The following is a 25,919-nucleotide window of genomic DNA, read 5'->3' as shown; positions in this document are numbered from 1 at the left end:
TAACTCTTGTGACTCAAAAGTTAATTAAATTTTAATTTTTGTCTAAAGATGACAGTTTTATGGTCATACTGTCTGTTACAGATGAGGATTAAATAAGGCTTGTGACGTTATCTGCTGATAGTGGCAATGGAAGGGAGTTTCCCCACCCTGTTCCTCTAGAACGGTTGGTTGTTCAGGATGGTTTGCTGTTAAATGCTTATCGTTGGCAACGGGCCCATGATTACCATCGACAGCGCCAAAATTTATATTATCAAGCGCTCCATCAACCGGGAATTGTCTATGGTTTGGGGGTGCGGGTGATTTCTGCTCCTGATACGATCGCGGCCCAGTATCGCGACGGGCGCTGGGTGGAGGTGCAGCCGGGAATGGCGATCGATCGCATGGGGAATCCGATTATTGTAGATGAGGCGATCGCCTTTCGCATTGCTCTGACTCCCAAGGAAACTCCGGTTACCGTGTATTTGGTTCTCAGTTATGTCGATCCGGAAACCCTACAACGCAGGTCTGAGGTGGAATGGGTAGCGGAAACGTTCCGCATCGATGAGAAAAGTAGCCCTCCATCGGGTTTAGAGGTGGAATTATGCCGGTTGCAGCTCTCTCCGGGAACGGTGCAGTTATCGCCGTCTGGGGGTTCTCTGAGCGGAGTCGAAGGGGATGTGTTTGCACCCCAGGTTAATCAGTTGGATCTGCGCTATCGCTCTCCTGTGGGGGTGCGGCCCCAAGGAGTGGTAAAGGTGGCTTATATGCAGGGGGGAAATGGGGGCGATCGCCTGACCGCTTCTAATTTATCCTGTTTACTACAAGCCTTCTTAGCCCTCGATCCGGGAATGCGAGGCATTGAAGAGGTTGCTGCACTGACCTGGAATACAGAGAACTCGGAAGGGGTAGAGGAGTCCTGGGAAGCGGCGGCTGCTCGTCAGGGGTTGGCTTGGCAACCCTATGATTTAATCTATTTAAGCTACGAGCAAGCGTTGAATACTAATGAGGCTCAAAACGCTAGTTTACGAGCCTATTTAGAATTAGGGGGGGTTATCTTCATTGAGCTATTGGAAAACGAAACCCAAGTAGACGAGTTGAGTTTTGTACAGCAGGAACTCTTAGAGGCGATCGCCGATATTGGCGATACCGCCGAGTTACAAGACGTAAAAACCCAGTTAAACGAAGAATTAGCCGCCTGTGAGCAAGAACTCAAGCGACAAATTGAAGAAATTTGTGCCTCCATCGAACAATTCGCCATAAACTTAGGTATGGCTGGCGATCGCTTGGGGCAGTTATCCCCCTGGCATCCCCTGAAAACTCAACCGTTTTTATTTAGCGCCTTACCGAAAATTAAGCAAAATCCAGTGCGGTTGTTTAATTGGGGAGGAGTGGTTTTGGCGATCGGGGATTTATCCCTAGCTTGGGGACTCGATAGTGGTCTAGAATTACCCAGAGAAAAAATCCGCAACGCCCAAGAACTCGGTATTAATCTCTTACATTTTGCCTGGCGCAGACGGCATTTAAACCAATTGCAACAGTAGGGTCAGAGGGCACAGCAGGAACAGACATCATGAGGAAACCAGAATGAAACGTTGGCATAATAGTTTACTGATCCAGCATGTCGGATATTTTTCTCTCTTGTCCCTAGTCACGGTGGTGGGATTGGCGATCGTCATTTATTATCAATCCGTTGAGCTGCTCAAAAAATCCATTACCAGTCAAATGGAAGTCGTCATCTCCATCAAAGAAAATCAGATTGATAACTGGTTTTCCCAACAGCATAAAACGATCTTGCTCATTGCCCAAACCCCAACTCTAGTTAACTCCTATCAAAACTATCTCAACAATAACAATCAACAATCCTATCAACTGCTTCAGAATTACTTTAACACCATTTTAGAAACCGAAAATACCATTCAATCCTTATCCATCTCCACCAATAGCGGCATTGTCTCGATCTCCACTCAAGGAGAAGAAGAAGGCAACTATCAACCCTTGGGAAATACCGTCACTTATTTTACCAAAGAAAACTTAGACACCGTTCGCCCTACTCTATATACGTCGCCTGTTACACGGGAAACAGCCATGACCTTTGCCACTCCTTTACGCAATGAGCAAGGGGAAAGAATAGGTGTTTTATCGGTTGATTTATCCCTAGAAAAAATCCATGAAATTATGCAAGAAGCCACTGGACTAGGAGAAACCGATGAAGCCTACTTAATCCGTAAACAGGGGCAAGAAAATCGCTTTGTAGACACCCAAAATACAGATCTAGCGAATGAATGGGTACGCAGTCCAGGAATTGATGCGGTAATGTCCGGTCAAGATGGAATTGATTTTTATCAAAATCATCAACAAGTAGAAGTCCTTGGAAGTTACCGATGGCTAGAAGATAAGAACTTAGCAATTTTGGTAGAAATCACTCAAGAAGAAGCTTTTACTGTTTCCGGAATAATTGCCAAAAACTTACTACTTTGGGGGTGTTTTGTTTCAGTTATTTTGTTACTAATTGTTTATTTTTTGTCCCGTAAAGTAACCAAACCTATATTGAAAATTGCCAAAAATGTTAATCAAGTAATTGATGGAAACTTGACCGAAAGCTCTGAAACATTAAAAAAAATCAGTCAAAGAAGAGACGAAATTGGTCAATTAGCCAGAGGGTTTGATGAAATGATTAAAGTCGTTGATTCTCGGCAGCAAAATTTAGCGGAACAAGTGCGTAAACTGAGAATGCAACAGGCTAATTTAAGTCAGGCACAAGAATTGGAAATGGCTTACTTTAAAGCTTTAAAGCGCAAAGCACAATGGATTAGGCATAAAGAATAATTGACTCAGATTGACTTATGGTTTCTCTCAAAAAAATAATTCCTATCTTAACGGTTGCTCCTTTAATGGCAACTTTGACTTTCACTGAATTACTAGCAAGCTTTAATCGAGATAAAACAGTGCATGAACTCTCCATGCATTGGATGCGAGAATCTGTGAATCAAATTAAAAGCCAAGTTCGTATCAATCTCCGTAAACCAGAGATGATTCACAAACTGAGCTTAAATCGTTATCAATCCAATCCATCTGTCTGGAACGATCCGCAAAGTTTAACCCTTCATTTTTATAACCAAATTCGATTATTTTCGTCAATAAACAATATTTATTTTGGTTATTCAAATCGAGATTTTGTGGGTGTTGAAATCAGAGATAATGGACAATTTTCCCAATCCTATGCTGGGAAAGAAACAGATTATCAATTGCTTACTTATACCCTAAGTCGAGAAGGACAACGAGGTGAAATCATTAATCAAAACCCAGTATTTGATACAACAACTCGTCCCTGGTATCAAGCAGCAGAAAAAAACAACGATCTGGTTTGGAGTTCCGTCTATCCAGATTTTACCACTCGCCAGTTAGCAATTACCGCCGCTCAAGCCGTGCGCGATCGCCAAGGGAATTTAGTTGGAGTTGTAGCTGTGGATTATTTTCTCAATAGTATCCATGAATTTCTCCGTGATTTATCCATTAGTAAAGCGGCAAAAGTTTTAATTATTCAACAAAATGGACAATTTATAGCGAGTTCCGATCCCGATCCCTTAACCGTACTCGATCCAGAATCCGAAACTCATCTAATGATGACAGAAAGCCCCGATCCAATAATTCAGGGAATCGCAGAAACTTTAATTCGTGAATTTAGTGATTTTAGTCTAATTTCTGAAGCTCAATCTTTGATTTTTGTAGAAAATAATCAAAGATACTTAGTTTGGGTCGAACCCATTGAAAGCCCGTGGAATTTAAACTGGGTCGTGATTGTTATTCTATCTGAGTCTGATGTCTTTAATTCTGGTCAAAACAAGAGGGTTCAAATCTTCCTGATTGTAACAGCAATTATAGGTAGTCTTTTAGCGGTTTGGAATATGCATCAATTGGTCGTCTCTCCCCTACTTCGATTAAATAAAACTGCAAAAAAATTAAAGAATCAAAAATTTAAGCCTGAAAAAAATATTGACCTAGTTAAACGCAATGATGAAATGGGTCAGTTTAGTCGCGTTTTTGAAGAAATGGCTTTGTTAATTCAAGAACGACAAATCAGACTAGAGCAACGAATTGAAGCGTTAAGTAGTTATCAAGATCGAGCAACCCTATCTTCTTCAGAGGATTCAGAAAATGCACCCGAACTAAAATCAAGCTATTGGGATAAATTAAAACAAAAAGCTCAACGAGTGCGTCAAGATAAATTCTATAAAAAACATGGTTAAAACTCTTTCTATTAGGTATCATCTTCCTATCCTCATTGTTGCTCCTTCTATTTTAGTAATAGGATTGGTTGCAGTCACTTTATTCCAAAACACAAAACGAAATGTCAACATTGTTTCTGTGGAACTTGCCAATACAGTTACAGCTCATGTAGAAAATAATCTTCGGGATTATCTATCGATTCCCCAGACTATCAATCAACTCAATCTTCAAAGCATTACGTTGGGCACGATTAATCCGAGTAACTTACAACAATTAGAGTCTTATTTTTGGAATCAAATTCAAATTTTTGAGGGGGTTACCAGTCTCTACTTTAGTAATCCTGAAGGTGAGTTTCGGGGAGGAACTATTCTTGAATCGGGAGCAGTGGGAATCACTAGAGCGGGAAAAACGACCAATTCTATGTTAATCCGTTATGCCACAACCTCAGAAGGTCAGACAACCCAAATTGTTCAACAAACCCCCAATTATGACCCGCGCAGTCGCCCTTGGTATCAAGCTGCTCTGCAATCCGATCGACCCATTTGGAGTGATATCTATCGAGATTTTGACAGCCAAGAATTAGCGATTACTGCTGCACAAGTGGTTAAAGATTCTCAAGGTGAAGTCGTTGGTGTTTTGGGTGTTGATCTGCTCTTTGGTCAGATTAATGAATTTATGCAAACGTTAACCATTGGTAAAACGGGACAAGCTTTAATTATCGATCGCCAAGGGTTATTAATTGCCAGCTCTAATCCTCAAGTGATTGACGAAGCGGCGGAGAGTTCAGAACGGTTAAATATTGCGGCCAGTGAAAATGAGTTGATTGCGGCGATCGCCCAAGATTTATTGAACCAATTTGAGGGCTTTTCTCAAGTCGAAAGTACCGTCAACTCATCCTTTCGGTGGCAAAGGAAAACATTCTGTTTTCAAGTTAAAAGCTTTCGCGATCGCTTAGGTCTAGATTGGCTGATTGTGGTCATCATCCCTGAAGAAGATTTTATGCAGCAAGTGCAAATACAGGCTCGGATTACGCTGGTTTTAGAAGCCTTGATTTTATTAGCGGCTTTAGGGGTGGGTTTAGGAGTCAGTCGCTGGGTTCTTAAACCAATTTTTCAATTTGGTGAAGCTGCCAATCAAATTAAATCGAAGTCTTTCGATCCCCAAACTTTAGAGAACTTAACTGAACGTGAGGATGAAGTGGGGGAATTAGCCAGAGTGTTTATCGATATGGCGGTAGAAACGGGCGATCGCCAGCAAAGCCTAGAAGAACAACTCAACCTCTTAAATTTCCAGGTGAGCCAGTCGAAAGACAACCCCTACGAACTCACCGCCTTAAAAAAATTGCAGAAGAAAGCCTCCTCTATTCGCGCGGTTTATAACTACCATCCCCATTTACCGCAGCTTCTAGCTCAAGTGCCCTACTATCAACACCTAAGCTCTGAACAGTTAGGTCAGTTAGTCATGGAGGGCAAGATTAAACGCTTTCATGTGGGGGAGTATATTTGTCGGGAAGATGAACCTGGAGATGAGTTTTATATTATCCTTACCGGTTCCGTCCGCATCTTTGTTGAGAAAATCAATAAGCCCTTAGTCACCCTCTCTGGGGGCAAATCCTTTGGAGAACTGGCGCTCATGCTGGGAGGGACGCGCACCGCAACGGCGATCGCCCTAGAAGAAACCACCCTGTTCTCTATCGATCGCCTCAACTTTGGCAAAGTCCTTCACCAATATCCGCAAATGGCCGAACAAATTGCCCAAGATCTCCATCGTCACCAAACCGAACTCCAAGAGCGCAAGCAACTCCTCGCAGAATATGGCCTACTAGAAGAAAGCGAAACCGACCTCTTACAGCAAATTAAATTTCGGATGAAAACCCTCTTTAATCTCTGAATCTCCCTACCTCTCAGCAGCGATCGCCATGAAACCCTATCCCCTCGTCACTTATCACATTAACCCGCGCTCCAACTCCCAGAACACAGCCCGATCTGAATCCGGTTTAGAAGTCGGTAGCCCCCAATTTGCTACCTGGGCACAACACCAGAAAAAATTTAAATTTCAAGTCTATTGGCAACCCTCTCACTATTCCGTCGTCTACGACATAACCTGCCATTTGCGCTCCAATCAATCTTGGTATGCCTGCAAATGTATCGGCGGTATTTTTAAGCAACATCCATTAGGTACAACCGCAGAATTAACCCCAGCCAAACTCATGGAAGCCGTGCAATGGTTATGCCCCGAACCCCAAGTCATCCCTGCCGATCTCTCCCCAGACTCGGAAACTGAACCCCCCCCTCTGACCCAAAATTGGCAACAGCAACTGCGCCAAACTCGCTACGATCAACTCCTCTTAGAAATTGAAGACTTACAGCACCAGCTCGATCGACTCAGCCAAGACAACCAGCACTTAAAACTCGACCGGCAACACCTCTGGCAGCAACAGACTCAGAGCCTGAAAACGAATCAAGAATTGCAAGCTACCATCGATCAACTCATGGCCGAACAGGAATACTATCAGACGCAACTCAAGAATCTGAACCGAGTGGTCAATGAGCTAGGAAGCAAAATTGAATCAGTCAATCTCAAAACCAATCCTCGCTGGTACTATGCCAACCGCTATTATCAACAATTACGAGAAATTTTAAACCTCGATCCTGATGAGACTATTGACAAATAGCCCATCTAGAGGTATCTTAGAATATAAGATTGCTTTAATTTTAAGTTGCGGGTATAATTTAGTGGTAAAATGTCAGCTTCCCAAGCTGAATATGCGGGTTCGATTCCCGCTACCCGCTTGCTAAACAACTCACCCATTGGCATAGGGGAAAAACCATGTCTAGTGAAATTGAAACCCGTGCCCAATTCTCCCACATTCGCTATGGTCAATGTTGGGAAGATGCCGATATTCTCCTGCAAGGGTTAGCCATTCAACCTGGAGATACCTGTTTATCCATCGCTTCAGCCGGTGACAACACCCTAGCACTCTTAACCCGATCGCCAGAGCGAGTCATTGCCCTAGACCTGAGTTTAGCACAACTAGCCAGTTTAGAATTGCGGGTTGCTGCCTATCAATGTTTGAGCCATCCAGAGCTATTATATCTAATCGGTAGTCAAACCGAAATCCCAGAACCCATTACCCGAAAAACCCTGTATCAGCGCTGTCGTTCCCACCTTTCTAGTCGGGTGCAACAGTTTTGGGATAATCATCCCCAAGAAATTGACCGAGGAATCGGAAATAGTGGCAAATTTGAGCGCTACTTTCAAATTTTTCGCCACTATATTTTACCCTTAGTCCATGGCAAAAACCAGATTCACCAACTCTTACAGGGGGGGACACTCCAGGAGCGACAAACCTTTTACCATCGCGTTTGGAATAGCTGGCGTTGGCGATGGATGTTTCAGATTTTTTTCTCCCGAACGGTGATGGGAAACCTAGGGCGAGACCCCAGTTTTTTTCAATATGTGACGGACAATGTAGCTGAACGTATTTTTGAGCGCACTGAATATGCTTTAACCCAACTAAATCCGGCAGATAATCCCTATTTGCAATGGATTTTAACCGGTCATCATACCACCGCCTTACCCTATGCCCTCCGTCCAGAACATTTTGACACCATTCGCGCTAATCTCCATCGCCTAGAATGGCACTGTTGTTCGGTAGAAACCTTTTTGAATCAGCTCCCCAACCAGACCATTGACCGTTACAATCTCAGTGATATGTTTGAATATATGTCCTTAGACTCTTATCACCAAATCCTAGAAAAATTAATTCAAAAAGGGCGTAAGGGGGGCAGATTAGCCTATTGGAATTTATTGGTTCCCCGCCATTGTTCCCTAGAAGGTTCACATCAAATTCAACCCCTTTCTGATTTAGCCCATCATCTTTATAATCAAGATAAAGCATTTTTCTATAGTGCCTTCCATATAGAAGAGTTATAGCGCTTTCCGCTTCGCGGACATGAACGCGCTAGGGAATAGGGTTGTGGTACATGGCTTTGAGCCTTTAAGACTGTACACCATAACAGCGCGAAGTGCTGTATTGTAGAGTAGTGTCAGGAAAAGTCTCAAAAAGAAAAATATAATAACTGTGATTGAAGAGGGGTATCCGCAAATCGCGAAGCCCTATATTCGTTACCTATGTTCGTTGTTTGTGAACATTCAAGGATATAACACCTCTTGGGGAATTACTTCCGGATCGAGCGTTGTGCTGATCCAAATCACGCGGATTGTTGGATTTCCACCTCGGTTAATCCATTCAATTTTAATTGGGTAAGTTTCTCCCCTTTGCAAAGCAATTTTAGGAACGGGATTTTCTAAATCCTTAGAATCAAACACCAATTCATTATCAATCCATATTTTACCTACATCTTCTGGTTTTTTCACATAAACATAAAATTGATGATCTTCGCTGAACTTGGCTTGCACCTCTCCTTCCCACACCATCTTAAAATCATCGGGTGCAACCCCAGAAATCGGAGAAGGATTATAGGGTTCGATGTCAATTTTGGGAAACGTAAACTCTCCCAGAGCCGAGTTACCCTCGATATCTTGATAGAGGGTTCCTGTTAATCCAGTTCCAGAGAATTCTATGGTTTCTACTGGTTGATCTAGCTTTAGTTGACCCGTTGCTTGTTCAACTTTATCCCATCCTAGGGTTTCATAAACCGGTAGGCCTCCTGTTTGCGGGCCAATCCAAAACCGACGACCATCGGCAAATTCTGTTAGGGCAAATCCCTGAAAATCTTGATGATAAGAGGCTTGATAAACGGAATCGGGATAATCATCTAAGGTGCGCTGGTCTAATAGGGGGCCAATAAATAAGCCATCTTGGGTATAAACGGCGGCTGGTGTATGGTCTTGATCGATGACAATCACCGTATTATCGGGGCCAGAACGCACATGCATGGGATAATAGAGTTTGCCGCTATCTTTTTCTCGATGATCGAAGACTTTACGGGAAATTAAGCCTAAAAGTTCTTGGTTTTCATTCCATTTTATCAGGCGAGTGACACGGTTTTGGCTGCTGGGCCAGCGTCCTCCTAAGCTTTCATGAACGGTGAGATGGGATTGACTGACGAGATAGATATTGCCGTCTGGGTCTCGTTCTAGTTCTCGCCCCCAATAAGCATTATTCACGGATTCAGGAATGGGTGGCCCTGGTTGGATGTTTTGCAGGTTATAAAAGGGAATTTTGGGGTCATCTCCGAGCCACTCGGCTACGGGGACTTTATACCAAGCAAAGGGAGGATCGGAAGCGCCAAAGTTTTGGGTGGGTAAATAATAGTTGAATTGTTCGTCCCAAACGCCTTCACCGGCAAAGTTCCAGCGAAACTCTTGGGGATAGAAGAGGAATTCTTCGGGTTCCATGAGGCCGTTTTGATTGCGATCGCCCCAAGCAAAGCTTCTCGGTGCTTGACTTAAGTCCTGAAACCCTTGCGATCGCACCGCTTCCACCCAAGGCGCGGGAAAACCGTCTTCTCCAGACCCCCTCCACAGGCCACTATTGGGGTCGTGAATGACGGTTGTGGTTAAGGAAACGGGCCATAATTTCCCTTCCTGGCGATCGACTTTCAAAATAGCCGGTCTTTTCGTACCAAATAAATAGAGTTCATCTTGCCAATACACCGGTTGCCAACGGGAGCCGATCGCCCGATTTTCCACAAAGAGTTTATCCCCCGGTTCGGCAAAGGAATAGACCTCTAACACCTCCCAGGTTCCTTCATCTACATTCAGCCGGAGTTTAACTACCTCTGGAGCATGACCGGTTAACCAAATAATGCTGGGGTCTTTAGGGTCAACTGTGGGCACTAAATAATAACTTAATCCCCCAAACCAGGCATTTAAAACCGAGCCGTCCGCGCTGCGAATATGGGAGGTTTGCCGAGGATAAATCCCCGGTTCAGTCGTATAAAATCCACCGTTTTGATCCGCCGTCACATCCGCCAGATCCCCGAATAACTCTTGTTGATACACCCCAAAAGGTCGCCGCTCTGAGCCATACTCTTGCACCTTGCGAAAATTCTGGTCATAGCGCCACACCTGAGACCCTTGGCTGGTTTCATTCAGATAGAGATCCCCGGTGGTATGGTCGAGATCGAGGGCGATAACCCCCTGTAAGCCGGTGATTTGGGTGTCCTGAATGCCCTGGACGGGATCGACAAAGATCACTCGACCTTGGGTATGAACCAGGACAGATCCTTGGCGATCGCCGCTCACTGCTGTAACCGCATTCACCCCCTCTAACCCCTTCACCGTCGATAAAACCATGCTGGGATTCTCCGGATCGAGCCATCGGATTTCCCCTAAATCTGGCAAGACTACAACTAAATTATTACCTTCAATATCAACATCACTAACCTGAATGCCCCCCTCCGTAATTTGCCAGTCCCCTGCCGGTTGTCCCGTATCCGCCGTTACCACTCTAATCCAGTGAGTTTCCGTATCGCCTCCCCCCTCATCTTTAAGCAAATACACCTTACCCCCTCCCGCCGCCAGCCGTTTCAGACGACCGCCTTTGTAATACTGCTCTTTCGTCCAGATTTGCTCTTCACCATCCGGGGAATGCTTCACCACCAGAGGAGGCACTTCCGTCAGCCGTGAACCAAAATAAACCCCGGAATCATCCACCGCCACCGTTCCCACCCCTGCATGATCTCCCGGCCATAAATGATACGACTCTGATGGCGGATTGACCCCAATATGGGTGACATAGCGGGAGGTAAAGCCCGGATGGGTGACTCGTTTCCAAGTATACTCACCCCCAGGCGCGGGGTTCCCTTCTCCATCTAAGCCATCCCAAGTCACCTGATGGGTTCCAGCTTCATAGGGTTCACCCCTTAGCACTTCCCGCACCAAAACCCCTTCAGCATTAAAGATACCTAAAGAAACCCGGCGCTTTTCCGTGAGGGTAAATTCTAGGGTGCGTCCAGAGGGGAGATTAGCCGCTTGAGTGATCGAGGATTGAGTGGTTTGTGAGCTTTGACACCCAGAAATAAAGGTTCCTGTAGTTAAGCCTAAAATGAGTAAGGGGAGATAAACAGAAGAGTGCATGACTTTTTATATCAATTAACAATTTTAAGGATTGAATATTACAGCGCTTCGCGCTGCTATGATGTACATTTTTGAGTCATGGATGTGAGTTGTCATTGCGACCGCAGGGAAGCATTCGCGCTTCGCGCAAGCTTCGCTAACGCTAAGATTCGGGGATTGTGCGATTGCTTCATTCCACTTCGTTCCATTCGCGCTTCGCGCAAGCTTCGCTAACGCAATGACTTAAGGCCGCAGTTGTTTCCACAGTTGACGAATTAAACCAATGGTTAATCCGGGCATTTCTAATTGGGGAGTGAGTCCCACATTCTCTAGAGTCATAAACCGTTTCACATATTCGGGATTTAAACCCGCGAGCCGTTGACCGATTTCGGGGCCAGTAAACTGGGATTTTTTGCCCCACAAAATAGCAGTAGGGGTGGTTAAACGGGGCATATATTTGGCTAAATCAAAGCATAAATCACCCCGAACGAAGGAGAGCGCGGCGTATTCTGCGTTGGGTTGTGTGGCTGATTCTAGATAGGCTTCGATGATTTCTGAGTAGATGCGATCGCTTTGAGCAAATTGGCGAGTTTGCAGAAAAGAGGAAATTCCGGCTTCCGTGGCGATCGCACTGCTATAAACGAATTTATCTAACAGAGGCAGTTTAATCAACTGGGCAAATAAGCTCCCGCTATAATCTTGGCCAAAATCTGATAATCCAGCCGGAGTGGTTAAAATCAGAGATTGGAATAACTGAGGATGGTCGATAGCCACCCGAATCACTAACGCTGCGGTTAAAGAAGAGGCAATCACGGTGCAGGGTTCCTCCTCACAGGTGAATTCTAAAAACTCGCGAATGGTGGTCAGATAATCCTCAATGGTATAGTTGCGCTCTGGATGGTCGGAACGACCCCAACCGATTAAATCGGGAGCGAGGGTATAATATTCGGCCGCAAATGCGGGATACACCTGCGACCACTCATAAGCCGATGACCCTCCCCCAAACCCATGTAAAAACACTAATTTGGGTTGTAGCTTAACCTGAGAATCCCAGAAGGACTCACTGGGGTGGTAGTAGACCATGCGGCCTAAGCTAGTGACCACAGAATTTTGCTCAAAACCGGGAGGGATAATCATGTACGCTTTGCTCTGTTATCGATGATTACGCTCCCATTTTAATCAATTTTCGGCGATCGCCTCATATCATGTCCGTTTGAATAGTTGTCATTGCGACCGCAGGGAAGCATTCGCGCTTTACGTTTCACGCAAGCTTCGCTAACGCGCAAGCTTCGCTAACGCCGAGTTTACCGAGATAAGGGAGATTGCTTCATTCCACTTCGTTCCATTCGCGCTTCGCGCAAGCTTCGCTAACGCAATGACTTACTATAACTGATCCAACGGACTTGATATCAGTAGATCCAATTCAGTGACAACTGGTTGCTGAGAAACTGGGGTTGCTAGAGAACTCCAGTTTCTGGCTGCAATTCTATCAGACGGCAATAAAATCTCCGGGATCGAGTTGACCCGGTGCAACATTGGGGAGAATCGCTAAAATATCCGTGGTTCCTGCTTGGTAAATTAGGGTGGCGTTGGCTAATTCTCCACTGCCAGAAGTGAAGCTTAAACTGTTAAACGATAGTCCTCCAGGTAAACCAATATAATCTTCAGCATCGTTGTAAAAGATTAAATCCGTAGCACCAGGACGGAGAACCAGTATATCGTTTCCTGGGCCTCCAATAACCACATCCGATCCCAGGTCTCCATAGAGGATATCGTTCCCTGCTCCACCATCGAGGTAATCTTCGTTTTGGCCACCGTAGAGGATATCATCCCCATTATCGCCAAAGACCTGATCGTTTTGGCGATCGCCGAACACAAAATCATTCCCCTCTCCCCCAGTCACAAAATCAAAACCTTGACCCCCGCGCACAGAATCATTACCGAAATCTCCTGCAACCTGGTCATTTCCCAGGTTCCCATTAACATAATCATTACCACTATTCCCCGTGGCGATATCATCTCCTCCGAGGGCTAAAATGGTATCATTACCAGCCGTTCCCGCAATTTGGTCATTGAAATCAGAACCCAAGGTAAACGGTGTAGAGGGGGGAGTCGGGGGAGTCGGGGGAGTTGGGGGAGTTGGGGGAGTTGGGGGAGTTGGCGAACCACTGATGGGAGGTTCTCCTGTGGGATCGGGTTCATCTCCAAACCATAATGCCCCATATCCCCCATACAAACCTACCCCTAAAGCATCCCAAGAATTGTCTTGCCAAGTCCCCTGATTGAGAATTACAGCATTATGTAAAGGGCTATTAATCCAACTATTAAACGCATCTTGGGCGGTTGCAACATAGCCTCCTGAACCGCCAAAAACATTCTCATAGCCATTTCCTGGATAACCAGTGTTGAAACGTTGGGGAGCTTCCCACATATTGGGATAAGTATTGGGATTATTGGCATCATAGGGGGCATCACTCCACCCATGAGTAAGTGTGCCAATATTTTCTTGCAAATCAACAACGTGACGGTTCGCCACTAACGTGAGTGCCCTGGATAGGGGAATAGCCGGTAAGCCATTTTGGGCACGGTATTGATTAATCAAATTGTATAGTTGTTGCTCTTCTGCTTCTAAACCATCACTAGGTAGAGGATTATAGATATTCACAGCCATAAGTGACCTCCTGAGATTGTGATAAGGGCCTCTATAGGGATCTCAGAAAAATCAGGGCGGTTTTATGCAAAATCGCCTAAATTGTCATAAATCTTAAAATTTTATCCCTGCTTGCCCTAAGCCAAGCTATCTCAAAAATCCCATGGCTTGAATAAGTCTGATACTGCCATAGCAAACCCTGCCACTACATCCTCTCCATCAAGTGTATCTCCCACACGCAATAGGCGATCGGGTTCAGGGGAGTGATAAACCAAGACATACCGTTCATCAGGATGAATGATCCACAATAGGCGCGTTTCATTCTGAAAATACTCTACGATCTTGGTGTGCATTTCCTCGACTGTATTTCCGGGAGACAAAATTTCTACTACTAAATCCGGCGATCCGGCGAAAAATCCACGGGTTGGACGGCTTAATCCCTTTAATCGGTCACGACTGATAAAGGCAATATCGGGCGATCGCCGATTACCATTTTTCAAGGTAAACGCTGTACTCGAATCGCACACTACCCCTAATTGATTTTGGCGCACAAAAGCCATCAATTCTGCCACCAAAAGACAGGCCAGATAGCCATGCTCCATACCCGCATTTCCCATTTCGACTAATTCCCCATCCACTAACTCATAACGATGCCCATCAGAGGATAGAGCCATAAATTCATCATCTGTCCAGACTTTAGTAACATTAGTAATTGTCATACTCAGTCCTATTGCCTCACTACAGAGCATCTAAAAGTGCCTGACGCATCACCCCGACAGGAACCGGTTCATCGAGCCACAGTTGCAGAGCGGCTGCTCCTTGCTGGACTAACATTTCTGTGCCATCAATGGTCAGAAAATCGAGCGATCGCCCTAACTCCAAAAATCGAGTCGGACGGGGATTATAAATCAAATCATAGAGTATGGCTCCCTTGGGCAATCGAGCCAACAGATCCCGCTCTACCGGAGTCTGATGAACATTGGGAGACATGCCTATGGGAGTCGTATTCACCAACAAGGTTGTCTCAGAGAGCAGATCCGGTAACTCATGCCATTGATGAATCATTAAAGGACTTGACCAACTCTTTTGAAAGGCTTGCAAGCGTTCCAAATTGCGCCCCACCACATGCACCTGCTTAACCCCTAGCTCCAAACACCCGGCAACCACGGCTCGGGCCGATCCCCCATTCCCTAAAATCACTACTTGTGATTCTGACCACCTCTGGCGCTCTTCTTTCAAAGGTGCAATAAATCCCAACACATCCGTATTGGTTCCTTCCCATCCCCGCTCCGTGCGCCAAACCGTATTCACTGCGCCTACAGCTTGAGCGACAGGAGAAACCTGGGATAAATAGGGCACGATCGCCTGTTTATGGGGAATCGTCACATTAAACCCAACCACGCCAACCGCCTTAAACCCTTCTAGAACAACGTCCAATTGTTCTTGGGTGACAGGGAAGGGCACATAAACATAATCAGCGCCAAGATGGGAAAGGGCAGCATTTTGCATCACAGGCGATCGCGAATGCTTAATCGGATTGCCAATAATGCCCAGTAAACGGGTGGTTCCTTGAATCTCGTGCATCGGTTTAATCTCTCGCCAAAAGAAGGCCTTGTACAATCAGGGTATCATTGAGATTGATTGCATAGCTAAATCCGTTCAGATCAGGTTGTACAATATGATCGCCAATGAGAGCCACTCCCTGAGTCCTTCTTCCAAATACGCTACTGGCCTCGATTTGGCCAGGGCAATGAAAGCCAAAACCCGGAACTATCGCACTCTAATTTCTACGGTGTTTTTCTGGACTTCTGCCCATCCCCTGCTGACGATTAAGGTGTGCCAGGTGATTGCTGATGCGGAAGATACGCCGATGGTCGGTCGTGAAGAAGCATGGATTTCTCAGTTAGTACAACGGGAATTAATCGAGAATTGGGAAAACCATGAAGAATTAAAGCATTTACGCAACATTCGCGATCGCCTCTTACAACCGCAACCGGCAACCTTGAACTTGCTTAGACTCTATAAACGAGTGTTGGCAGACGAAGGAATACCGGCCAATGAAAGTCCAGAACAGCGCGAATTACGGACGATGGGGTTAGTGATGCGCGAAGAAGGGCGGTTATCGATTCATAACCGGATCTATGCTGCTATTTTTAATGCCCAATGGGTCGCCCAGGCGATGGAAACCATTGAAACGGAGTTAGAAGTTGATGAAAGCGAATTCTTGAAAACCTTTACCCAACTTGAGCGTAAATTACTGGTTTCTCAAGTAGACTTTCTCTCCGAGGGCCAAACCCCTGAAGAAGGCCATCAATCAGCTCAAGCCCTGTATGAAGTGCTGCGAGATGTGACTTCTACGGTGGGCCAGTTGCTCCGAGCCGAGCGCACAACGATCTTTTTGCTCAATGATGAGAAAACAGAATTATGGTCTTTAGTGGCTCAAAATGAACAGGGTGAATTTCTGGATATTCACGTGCGGGTGGGGGAAGGGATAGCCGGAGGAGTGGCCAAAATGAAGCGGGTGATTAATATTCCTAACAATGTCTATGAAGACCCGCGATGTAAGTTAGTGAAAGAATACGATCAAAAGTATAATTATCGCACTCGCAATATTTTAGCCTTTCCTATTTTAGATGAGCAAAAGAATGTGGTGGCCGTAATTCAATTGCTCAATAAAATTCAGCCAAAATTGCCCAATAGTCCATCCCGTTCAGCACAAGGATTTACCCGCAAAGATTTAGAGCGCCTGGTGAAGTGCGTGCTTCCCATTCGTCAAATTCTGCAAGCGTGTCAATCGTCGTACAAAGCAACGAAAAAATTACGGGCAACGGCGGCACTTACGGAAGCGACGCGATCGCTCGACCAGGTGAATCTGGATACCCAAACGGTGTTACATCGGGTGATGAATACAGCCAAAAAACTGATGAATGCTGACCGCTCCACCCTATGGTTGCACGACTCCCAAGCGGGGGATTTATGGACAGAGTTACCCGGAAAAGGCAGAATTCGCTGTCCTATTGGTGTGGGATTTGTTGGTGAAGTTGCCCAAACCAAACACACCCTCAATATTCCCTTTGACCTCTACAACGACCCCAATGCGGAAAATGCCAAACGCACCGATGCCCAAACTCGCTATCGGACTTGTAGCTTACTCTGTATGCCCATTGAAAGTCCAGAAGGAGAATTACTCGGTGTAACCCAATTAGTCAATAAGCGCAAACCCGGTAATCATCCCGAATATAACAAAGACGACTGGCCGGCAGTTCCCGATTATTTAAAAGCCAGTTTCGACCGCAACGATCAGCAAACCATGCAGTTATTTAATGAACGGGTAGCCGTGTTGCTCCAGTTCATTAGAAGCCATGAAAGTTTGAAAAAACAAGCTAAAATAAATCCCCTTGAGGTCACCCATCAAAGCTTAGTCCTGTTGAGCCAGATGGAGCTAGATCGAGCCTCGAACCAGGAAGCCGCTTATCATTCTTTAGCCCATTTTCTCCAACCCTTGCATACCTCTATAGAACGGGCGATCGGAGTCGCTAAATCAACTTTATTTATTCTCGATTCTAGTCGCAATCAATTTTGGTCTGTGGTCTTAGATGCTCAGAAAATGCCGAAATTGATTACTATTTCGACTGAGCAGGGGTTAGCGAAGACTATTGTCAGCACCCAAGATTTCAAGGGAACCAATAAACTGGGAAACTTATCCGATCCCCTCGTCATTCAAGGCGCGGGAAAACTTGCCAACTATAGCCAATTATTTCTTTTCCCCTTGATCAGCGATCAGAAAGAATTAGTCGCCGTTGTGCGTTTATTTAATAAACAAACTGAGGGTCGTCTCGATCCCAAAGGCTTTAACCGCACCGATGCCGATCGCCTGCGGGAGTATACCCAATTCATTACTCCCATTCTCCAAGGCTTCCAATCTTTCTACACCGACATTCCCAACTTGAAAAAATCAGGTCTGAGCGTCGATCCGTTAACTCAGGCCATTAATCTGATCAGAAACAGCAGTAGTTCCGCAGAAGAAATCATTCGTAATGTGATGCAAGCGGCTAAAACCTTAACGGATGCAGACCGCTCTACCCTGTGGCTTATCGATCAAGCCAATAAACAATTATGGACAAAACTGCCTCAAAGTAATGGCTCCTTAATTGATATTCGCATTCCTATGGGAGAAGGGTTTGCGGGGCGGGTTGCCATGAATGGACAACCCTTAAATATTCCCTTTGATCTATACGATTATCCCGGATCGGAAATTGCCCAACAAACGGATAAAAAAACGGGCTATCGCACCTCTAGTTTGCTCTGTATTCCCGTATTATCTAAGGATGGACAAACCTTGGGAGTAACCCAGTTAGTCAATAAGCGCAAACCCGGACAGTTTCCAGCCTACGATCCCAGCACTTGGCCCCAAGCACCAGAGCAATTTAAGACCAGTTTTAGTGTCAAAGATCAAGAGGATGTGGAAGTGTTAAATGCCCAAGTGGGGGAAGTGTTACCGGGAATTTTGGAAGACAGTTAAAGGTAGCGCGACCCACTGGTAATGGGTAAACCGTTGTTTTCCTATTACTGTCTACTGATTACTGTCTACTGAGAAGCTAACCACTTAGCATCTGGCTCGAAAATCCATAGGGTATATTGGGGAGGATTGGGGAGGATCAAGAGTTTATCCCCCTTCTGGGCTAGACGCAAAGCTATTTCAGAGGCTTGATGAATATCGGAAAAACTCTTAAATAGACTGTAATATTGGTTCTCAAATTGGAGCGCTTCTAGGGAATCATTTAAGTCAGGAACTTGAATATATCCCAGTTGATAGGCATCGGAAGCATTGAGAATTTTATAGGGAGGTTCAGGAGGGTTGGCAGAGGTTGGAGCTTTCTGAGATTTCTTGGCGGAACGGGACACGGGTGACCCTTGAGCTTCTTTGACCCAAACTGCGCTCCCTTTGGGAGTTGAGGTCATAATGACTTCATCTCCCCGTTTACTGAGGCGTTCGGCGATGGTTTCGGCGCGTTGGCTGTCTGGAATGACCTGAAATAAACTATAGTAGATTTCGTTGACGCGGATGGCAGCAATGGGATGATCGAGATCGGGGACGTTAATCCGACAGGGTTTATATTGGCTGCGATCGCTGAGAATTCGGTAAGAGGTGGCTGGGGAGTTGGATACCATTTTAATAGACAGGGAATAGAGTCACGGCTTTACTTATTGTAAGAGTCCTTGGTTGCTAATGTCTTAAGGAATATTACAGATTTTGATGAACAATCAACCGATTCCCATCGGGATCGTAGCCATAGATTTCCTGGCCATGGGAAGCCTTTTGAATCTTTCCAGGGGGAGGATAACCGATTTTGCTCAGGAGAGCGATCGCCTCGTGAATATCCTCGACTTCTAAACATAAGCTCATTGCTCCTGGAGTAGATGAGCGAAATTCCTGGCGATCGCGCGGTTGAAATAACCCCAAGCGCAGTCCCCCAACCACAAACTCCGCATACACCCCTGGAATTTCTCCCTCTGCTTGAGTTCCCAGCAAACGAGAGTAAAACTCTTGTAACTCTCCTAAATTTTCCGTGGCTAATGTCACCCAGAGTTCGGAAACCATCTTGCCTCACTAATCTAACCAGTTTTGCAGATCCCGACTATGCTGGCGAATATAGTCATCTAATACCCGGTTATAATCGTCTCTTCTTGCTTGTGAAAAGCCCGATTCGTGGTATGCTCCTGGCTCAGAGGGGGTTGACCTGGCCCATCCATAATCCTCATGGTGTACCGATGCCATCACTGGAGTTTGTTTCAACCTCAGTTGCTCATAAGCTCCATTCAATTGTTTAATTTTTTCTTGAGCTTTGTGATAGAGGCGGGGATTATGAACAAAACGGTCTGGATGCCAGACCATGACTAAATCCTTGTAGCTTTGGTGAATTTCCTCAAAACTAGCGTTAGGGGCCACTTCTAAAATCTGATAACAGTGATGTAAGTGACGCATAACGACAACTCCTGTCGAGAGATAAACAACAGTGTGCAACAAATTCCGTCAATTCAGGGACTTTGCACACATCAGTTAAAAAAACATTGCGTTTCCAGGTTTTATTTAAATAAACTTCACACAAGTATTAGTAACTCTGATTACCGAATGTAAGAGTTGCGTTACAAACTCAAAGGCTAAAAAAAGTTGAATCTCTACGGGCAATGTGAAATTCTCTGCCAGAATAGACAGTTGGCGATCGCCCTTAATCAATATAAAACGAAGGATCTGGAGCAACCATGAAGTTAGCATCTCGTGTGGCACAAGTAACCCCGTCATTAACCCTAGCCATCAGCGCTAAAGCCAAGAAAATGAAGGCTTCGGGGTTAGATGTGTGCAGCTTTAGTGCGGGAGAACCGGACTTTGATACCCCCGATCATATTAAAGCGGCTGCACAAAAAGCTCTGAATGAGGGAAAAACCAAATATGGCCCAGCGTCAGGAGAACCGAAACTGAAAGAGGCGATCGCCGAAAAGTTACAGAAAGATAACACGCTCAACTACAAACCGGAAAATATCATTATCACCAATGGCGGTAAACATTCCCTCTATAATCTGATGATGGCCTTGATTGAACCGGGAGATGAGGTGATTATTCCGGTTCCCTATTGGGTGAGTTATCCGGAAATGGTGGCTTTAGCGGGAGGAAAATCGGTTTTAGTGACTACCGATGCAGCAACGGGCTACAAAATCACCCCAGAACAACTGCAAAACGCCATTACCCCCAATACCAAACTCTTTGTTCTCAACTCCCCCTCGAACCCCACGGGAATGGTCTACAGTCCAGAGGAAATCAAGGCTTTAGCGGAAGTGGTGGTTAAAAATAACCTGTGGGTGGTCTCTGACGAGATTTATGAAAAAATTCTCTATGATGGAGCCGTTCATCTGAGTATTGGTGCAGCGAGTCCAGAAGCCTTTGAACGCAGCATTATTAGTAATGGGTTTGCCAAAGCCTATTCCATGACTGGTTGGCGGGTGGGCTATCTAGCTGCCCCCGTAGAGCTGATTAAGGCGTGCAATACCATTCAAGGTCATAGTACCTCGAATGTTTGTACTTTTGCCCAATATGGGGCGATCGCCGCTTTAGAATCTTCCCAAGACTGTGTAGAAAAAATGCGCCTTGCTTTCGATGAACGGCGCAAAGTCATTATCGAGCGCATTCAAGCCATCCCCAAATTATCAGTTACCGAACCGAAAGGCGCGTTTTATGTCTACGTCAACATTGGTGAAGCGGGTCTCAAATCCACCGATTTTTGCAATCAGTTCCTCGATAACTACAATGTAGCCACCATTCCCGGTGTTGCCTTTGGTGCAGACGATCATATTCGCCTCTCCTATGCCACCGATATGACTTCCATCGAAAAAGGCATGGAGCGGTTAAGTAAATTTGTACAAACTCTGTAATAGTGGCCTATTGTTAGGCTTGCCAAGCTAGTAGGTGGGGCAATTTCCACCCTACTAGCTTAATTTTTCAAAATCATATTCAAGGAACAATCTGAATGGAAAAAATCCCCAAAATTGTTGTCAATCACTTTAATACATTAGCCGATCGCTACGATCAAAAAAGCCTCAATCGACAAGTGTATTTACAATCAATTGACAATTTAATCTTGGGACATTTACAGACAATTAACAACAACCCATTAAAAATTCTCGATGTTGGTTGCGGGACAGGTCAGAGAACAGAAAAATACAAATTAAGCTTAAAGGAATCGGTTGTTTACGGATGTGACATCTCTCCCCAAATGGTCAGCCTTGCTCAAAGCCGCAATCTAGACAAAGTTATAGTGTCTGATATGTCTGACCTGCCCTTCGATAATGAATCGTTTGATGTCATCCTGTGTCTTTTTAACTCTTTTGGTTATCTTGCCGATCAAACACAAAGATTACAAGCACTAACCCAGTTTAGAAAAAAATTGAAACATAACGGACTTTTGTTTATTGATGTCATGAACCAGTGGCATATGGGGGAAGGATTGAATTACAAGAAGTCATTTTTTTCGATTTTACGGACATATATCACTTCAGTTTTGTCTTCCTCTATGAGCAGGGGAGATCTTTATTTTTCTTTATCCCTTAATAACCAAGAGGTGGCAGGATGGGTTCATGGCTTCTCAGATGCAGAAATGCGGTTTTTGCTGACCCAATCGGGCTTCTCTGTTAAAGATAAAGCCTATGTCGGATATGATAGTGGTGAAATCAAAAAACATTTTTGGCAGGGACAACTCTTTTATCGCTGTGAAAAAGTCTCGAAATAGAAGATCAAGTTTCAAGTCAAGTGGTAGGGCTGGTAATGTTCACCCTACTCTATTGGCGATCGCCCTCAAGATTTTTTCTCCAAGAGTGACACAAGAGGAGTAAGGGTTTCACCCCCCCCCTTTTTTTCCGAAAGTGACAGAAGAGGAATAGAAAGGAGTGCGAGCATCTTGCTCGCTAGAGAAAAGCAGCGAGCAAGATGCTCGCACTGCGGACACGCTACGCACTCCCTAGAGTGTATTGATAATCTGTAGGGGCTTTCCGGCCGTTTCGCTATGCGCTCCGCGCAGGCTACGCCAACGCGATATGAAACGCCCCTACATACCAAATTGTAGTTCCATTAAACCCCTACAGGATTAGCACGGGAGAGGGATTAGGGAGAGGGCGTTTCCTGTTGCACAACTCATAAGGTAGCACGACGTTGATTGGTTGTTAGGGGAATAGCCAGAGTTGTTGTAGAAAACTGAGAAACCAGATCATGTTGGAAGATAATCACAGGACGAATCCCTGCTTGTTCAGACCCTTGACATTACTGGGTAGAAACTTGCAAGGCACGAGTACCCATTTTTTGCGCTTCAAGAGCTTGAGTAAAGGAATCTACCGCTTCTTGATAGTGGTGAAATTCAACTAAAATGTTGCCTTTGAGTTTCAAGGCTTCTGCATGATTGGGTTGAATCGACAAAATATGATCGTAGGTTTCTAGGGCTTGTTCTGGGCGATTGAGGTGATCTAAAAGATGGGCAATTCTTAACCATAAATCGATCATTTTTGGTTGAATACCTAAAGCTTGTTCATAGGATGCGATCGCCTCCTCATATCGATTTAAGCCTTCCAGGGTAACCCCACGATTGCGCCATAACCCTTCCGTCTCTTTGCCCAAAGACACCGCAATGTCATAACAGGCGAGGGCTTCCTGATGGCGACTCAATTTTGCTAAGGCTAACCCTTGCTTATACCAAGAGTCGCTATGCTGAGAATTGAGATTGACCGATTTATCATAGGAAAGGATAGCTTTTTCATACTCTCCGATCCATCCCAATAAATTGCCACGATGATACCAGGCTTCCCAACTTTGGGGGCGTAAAATCAAGGCGCGATCGTAGGAGTCGATCGCCTCTGCATAACGCCCTAACTTGGCTAAAATGCTGCCTTGATTATACCAAGCCTCATAACGTCCCGGATGAATGGACAGGGCGCGATCGTAGGCGGTTAGAGCGCGAATATAGTGTTCTAATTTACTGAGAGTATTCCCTAAATTATACCAAGCCTCATCTCGATTTTCATCAAGATCAATCGCTTTTTGATAGGCTTCCATGGCTTGATAATAGTTTTGTTGTTTGACATAGAGTTTGCCAATCTCTAACCAAGTTTCATAGGAATCTGGGAGCCATTCAAGAGCCTTATGATAAGCCGCGATCGCATCCTCATAACGATGAACTGCCGTTAATTGCTGGGCTTGCTGTAAATAATCCTCCATTGTCAGCTCTTCCGGGTTCACCGCAGGTGCAGACTGGGGTGAATCTGGAACCACCCTGCGGTTGAGCTGAGAAGGGAAAAATTCAGGGACTTCAGACGACAAATTGACGGGCAAAGCTTCCAACATTTGGGACGGGCGAGTTTGGGAAATGTCCTGAAATAAACTCTCTTTTTCCGCTTTGGCTTCCGCTAACATTTCCTGAAACTGGCGCATCATTTGCCGCTTAATTTTATCGAGTTCTTCTAGGGAAATCTGAGACTGTTGGGACTGCTCGTGAACTGTGGTGAACTCATCACGAATATGTTGTTTATATAAATTGAGATGGCGGTATAACTCGCCCATCCAATCATCGGCTTTTAAGTGATAATCTTTTAAATCTCGATCTAAATCGCTAAATCCTTCCAATTGAGAATGGATCAGTTTGACTAAATCTTGAACAACCCAACCTCGGATGAACCAAAACAAAGTCACCGCCATTACCGGCATACTGATGATTAAGACCATCAATAAGTTTAAGACGGTAATGGTTCCTTCAATTTTCGGCAGGCGATCGTCCCCTCCGACTAAGGCTAAATTTTCTTGGGCAATGGAGGTATCAACGACCTGGGAAATTAAGGTTTTCAGGTGCTGGATGTCTTGCTGAGAGAGGGACGTGCGATCGAAGGGTTCATCGATAGATTCTGTTACCGGAGGAACGACTTCCGGAGGACTAATAGAAGCGAGGGCAACGGGCATTACCTGTTGCACAATAGAATCAATAAATTTAGGGTCTAAATCCGGTTTTTCAGGTGTGCCTGTATCTCCTATCGGTTCAATTGGAGCTTGGCTTAGATCGGACGAAGACCGAAATTCTGGTGCGATCAAGGCCGCTAATGTAACAAGGGCAACGGTTGACATCCGCATAGCATCCACTCCCATTCATCTCCATGCGCTATTCCTTGATACGGAGTTTTGGATGGAGATCAGGATATGATCTGATGGGAAATAGAGAATAGGGAATAGGAAAAACCATAATTTAGGAGATCGGTTTATGCATCAAGCAGAGCGCATCGGAGGATTGTTATCAGAATCTGCGTTTGAGGTTTTAGCTAAAGCGAAAGCCTTAGAAGCGCAAGGTCGGGATATTATTCATTTAGAAATTGGTCAACCGGATTTTCCGACACCTGCTCATATTTGCCAAGCGGCAACTGAGGCGATCGCCCAGGGATATACCGGCTATAGTTTAACGTTAGGGTTGCCAGAACTGCGGGAGGCGATCGCCGCTCATATGAGCGAAACGCGCAAGATCGAGGTGGGGAGCGATCGCATTATCATCACTCCAGGAGCCAAACCCTTACTCTTTTTCGGGATTTTAGCGGTGGTTAATCCTGGGGATGAAGTCATCTATCCCGATCCGGGTTTTCCCACCTATCGCTCCGTGATCCAGTTCGCCCAAGGTTGTCCCATTCCCTTACCCTTAGTGGAAGAGCGGGAATTTAGCTTTCGCGTGGAAGACTTAGAGGGGCTGATTTCCGACAAAACCAAGGTATTGATCCTCAATTCCCCCCATAATCCTACCGGAGGATTTTTACCTTTAGCAGATTTAGAGGCGATCGCCCATTTAGCCCTTAAACATAACTTTTATATCCTCGCTGACGAAATCTATTCTCGCCTCTTATACGATCATCCTCACCACAGTCTCCTCAGTTTACCGGGAATGGCAGATCGAACCCTATTAGTCGATGGCTTTTCTAAAACCTACTCTATGACGGGATGGCGTTTAGGTTATGGCGTAATTCCCCAACATTTAATCAGCGCCTTAGAATTACTCATGCTCAATTCTAATTCCTGTACCTGTACCTTTATCCAAAAAGCCGGTATTGCAGCCTTGCAAGGTTCCCAAGATTCAGTACAAGAAATGGTCAAATCTTTCCAAAATCGGCGCGATATTCTCGTGGCTGGACTCAATGACATTCCTGGTATCCACTGTCTCACCCCACCAGGCGCATTTTATGTGTTTCCCAATATCAAAGAATTGCCCTTAAACAGTCAAGGTTTAGCAGATTATCTCCTTCATCAAGCTGGGGTTGCCCTCTTACCCGGAACTGCTTTTGGAGAACAGGGAGAAGGCTATTTACGTCTTTCCTATGCCACCTCTTTAGATAAGCTCCAACTTGCCCTAGAGCGTATTCGAGAAGCAGTTGTCACCCTTGAGAGCGCTCCACGCTGGTAATGAGTAATGGGTAAGGAGTAATGGGTAATGGGTAATGAGTAAGAAAGTTGGTAATCAATTACCCTTCT

Annotated in this window: 19 protein-coding genes, 1 tRNA gene and 1 pseudogene; 11 read left to right on the top strand and 10 right to left on the bottom strand. The window is 45.2% G+C overall.

Annotated features, from left to right (window positions below):
* Positions 1-101 precede the first annotated feature (101 nt).
* The 7 genes from PMG25_RS19310 (at position 102) to PMG25_RS19280 (ending at position 8,142) form a co-directional block, all read left to right on the top strand.
* On the top strand, positions 102-1,520 hold the full coding sequence (locus PMG25_RS19310) for a DUF4159 domain-containing protein (protein WP_283768529.1): 1,419 nt from the start codon (positions 102-104) through the stop codon (positions 1,518-1,520).
* Positions 1,521-1,563: 43 nt separating this feature from the next.
* Positions 1,564-2,805: a cache domain-containing sensor histidine kinase gene (locus PMG25_RS19305; RefSeq protein WP_283768528.1), complete on the top strand. Its 1,242-nt coding sequence runs from the start codon at positions 1,564-1,566 to the stop codon at positions 2,803-2,805.
* 17 nt (positions 2,806-2,822) lie between these two features.
* A complete protein-coding gene (locus PMG25_RS19300; protein WP_283768527.1) occupies positions 2,823-4,226 on the top strand; it encodes a PDC sensor domain-containing protein in 1,404 nt (467 codons plus the stop codon).
* Positions 4,219-6,096, top strand: a complete 1,878-nt coding sequence (locus tag PMG25_RS19295) for a cyclic nucleotide-binding domain-containing protein (protein ID WP_283768526.1) — start codon at positions 4,219-4,221, stop codon at positions 6,094-6,096. Before PMG25_RS19300 ends, PMG25_RS19295 begins: the two co-directional genes overlap by 8 nt.
* A gap of 28 nt (positions 6,097-6,124) precedes the next feature.
* The gene (locus PMG25_RS19290) at positions 6,125-6,880 is read left to right on the top strand and encodes a hypothetical protein (protein WP_283768525.1); all 756 of its coding nucleotides are present in this window, start codon (positions 6,125-6,127) and stop codon (positions 6,878-6,880) included.
* Between the two features lie 47 nt (positions 6,881-6,927).
* Positions 6,928-6,998: transfer RNA gene (locus PMG25_RS19285), tRNA-Gly, on the top strand.
* Between the two features lie 37 nt (positions 6,999-7,035).
* Positions 7,036-8,142 (top strand): BtaA family protein, encoded by a 1,107-nt coding sequence (locus tag PMG25_RS19280; RefSeq protein WP_283768524.1) that lies wholly within the window; start codon positions 7,036-7,038, stop codon positions 8,140-8,142.
* 219 nt (positions 8,143-8,361) lie between these two features.
* Here PMG25_RS19280 and PMG25_RS19275 read toward each other — a convergent pair whose 3' ends face one another.
* The 5 genes from PMG25_RS19275 to PMG25_RS19255 form a co-directional block, all read right to left on the bottom strand.
* Positions 8,362-11,253 (bottom strand): PA14 domain-containing protein, encoded by a 2,892-nt coding sequence (locus tag PMG25_RS19275; RefSeq protein WP_283768523.1) that lies wholly within the window; start codon positions 11,251-11,253, stop codon positions 8,362-8,364.
* 222 nt (positions 11,254-11,475) lie between these two features.
* Complete coding sequence (locus PMG25_RS19270) at positions 11,476-12,369, bottom strand: alpha/beta fold hydrolase (RefSeq protein WP_283768522.1); 894 nt, start codon at positions 12,367-12,369, stop codon at positions 11,476-11,478.
* 352 nt (positions 12,370-12,721) lie between these two features.
* Entirely contained in the window at positions 12,722-13,903 is a 1,182-nt protein-coding gene (locus tag PMG25_RS19265) for a CAP domain-containing protein (RefSeq protein ID WP_283768521.1), read from the bottom strand.
* 131 nt (positions 13,904-14,034) lie between these two features.
* The gene (locus PMG25_RS19260; RefSeq protein ID WP_283768520.1) at positions 14,035-14,601 is read right to left on the bottom strand and encodes a Uma2 family endonuclease; all 567 of its coding nucleotides are present in this window, start codon (positions 14,599-14,601) and stop codon (positions 14,035-14,037) included.
* 19 nt (positions 14,602-14,620) lie between these two features.
* Positions 14,621-15,466: a shikimate dehydrogenase gene (locus PMG25_RS19255; RefSeq protein ID WP_283768519.1), complete on the bottom strand. Its 846-nt coding sequence runs from the start codon at positions 15,464-15,466 to the stop codon at positions 14,621-14,623.
* 166 nt (positions 15,467-15,632) lie between these two features.
* Here PMG25_RS19255 and PMG25_RS19250 point away from each other — a divergent pair, with 166 nt between their 5' ends.
* Positions 15,633-18,404: a GAF domain-containing protein gene (locus tag PMG25_RS19250; RefSeq protein WP_283768518.1), complete on the top strand. Its 2,772-nt coding sequence runs from the start codon at positions 15,633-15,635 to the stop codon at positions 18,402-18,404.
* A 65-nt stretch (positions 18,405-18,469) separates the two neighbouring features.
* On the opposite strand, the gene PMG25_RS19245 is transcribed toward PMG25_RS19250, so the two are convergent.
* The 3 genes from PMG25_RS19245 to PMG25_RS19235 all read right to left on the bottom strand — a co-directional run bounded on the left by PMG25_RS19245 (position 18,470) and on the right by PMG25_RS19235 (position 19,868).
* Entirely contained in the window at positions 18,470-19,054 is a 585-nt protein-coding gene (locus tag PMG25_RS19245; protein ID WP_283768517.1) for a hypothetical protein, read from the bottom strand.
* 73 nt (positions 19,055-19,127) lie between these two features.
* A complete protein-coding gene (locus tag PMG25_RS19240) occupies positions 19,128-19,484 on the bottom strand; it encodes a VOC family protein (RefSeq protein WP_283768516.1) in 357 nt (118 codons plus the stop codon).
* Between the two features lie 9 nt (positions 19,485-19,493).
* Positions 19,494-19,868, bottom strand: a complete 375-nt coding sequence (locus tag PMG25_RS19235; protein WP_283768515.1) for a J domain-containing protein — start codon at positions 19,866-19,868, stop codon at positions 19,494-19,496.
* 278 nt (positions 19,869-20,146) lie between these two features.
* Between PMG25_RS19235 and PMG25_RS19230 the strand changes: the two genes are divergently transcribed.
* Entirely contained in the window at positions 20,147-21,310 is a 1,164-nt protein-coding gene (locus PMG25_RS19230; protein ID WP_283768514.1) for a pyridoxal phosphate-dependent aminotransferase, read from the top strand.
* Between the two features lie 95 nt (positions 21,311-21,405).
* Positions 21,406-22,164: a class I SAM-dependent DNA methyltransferase gene (locus PMG25_RS19225; protein ID WP_283768513.1), complete on the top strand. Its 759-nt coding sequence runs from the start codon at positions 21,406-21,408 to the stop codon at positions 22,162-22,164.
* 404 nt (positions 22,165-22,568) lie between these two features.
* Here the strand turns inward: PMG25_RS19225 and PMG25_RS24540 are convergent.
* Both PMG25_RS24540 and PMG25_RS19220 read right to left on the bottom strand, forming a co-directional pair.
* A pseudogene (locus PMG25_RS24540) lies at positions 22,569-22,688 on the bottom strand (type II toxin-antitoxin system PemK/MazF family toxin); the annotation flags it as partial.
* Between the two features lie 3 nt (positions 22,689-22,691).
* Positions 22,692-24,536 carry a tetratricopeptide repeat protein gene (locus PMG25_RS19220; protein WP_283768512.1) on the bottom strand — a complete coding sequence of 615 codons (1,845 nt, stop codon included), beginning with the start codon at positions 24,534-24,536 and terminating at the stop codon, positions 22,692-22,694.
* Positions 24,537-24,669: 133 nt separating this feature from the next.
* Here PMG25_RS19220 and PMG25_RS19215 point away from each other — a divergent pair, with 133 nt between their 5' ends.
* Complete coding sequence (locus PMG25_RS19215) at positions 24,670-25,851, top strand: pyridoxal phosphate-dependent aminotransferase (RefSeq protein WP_283768511.1); 1,182 nt, start codon at positions 24,670-24,672, stop codon at positions 25,849-25,851.
* The last annotated feature ends 68 nt before the right edge of the window (positions 25,852-25,919 follow it).

It is taken from the genome of Roseofilum capinflatum BLCC-M114 (assembly GCF_030068505.1).
Taxonomy (GTDB): domain Bacteria; phylum Cyanobacteriota; class Cyanobacteriia; order Cyanobacteriales; family Desertifilaceae; genus Roseofilum; species Roseofilum capinflatum.
This window is presented reverse-complemented; position numbering and strand designations above follow the sequence as displayed.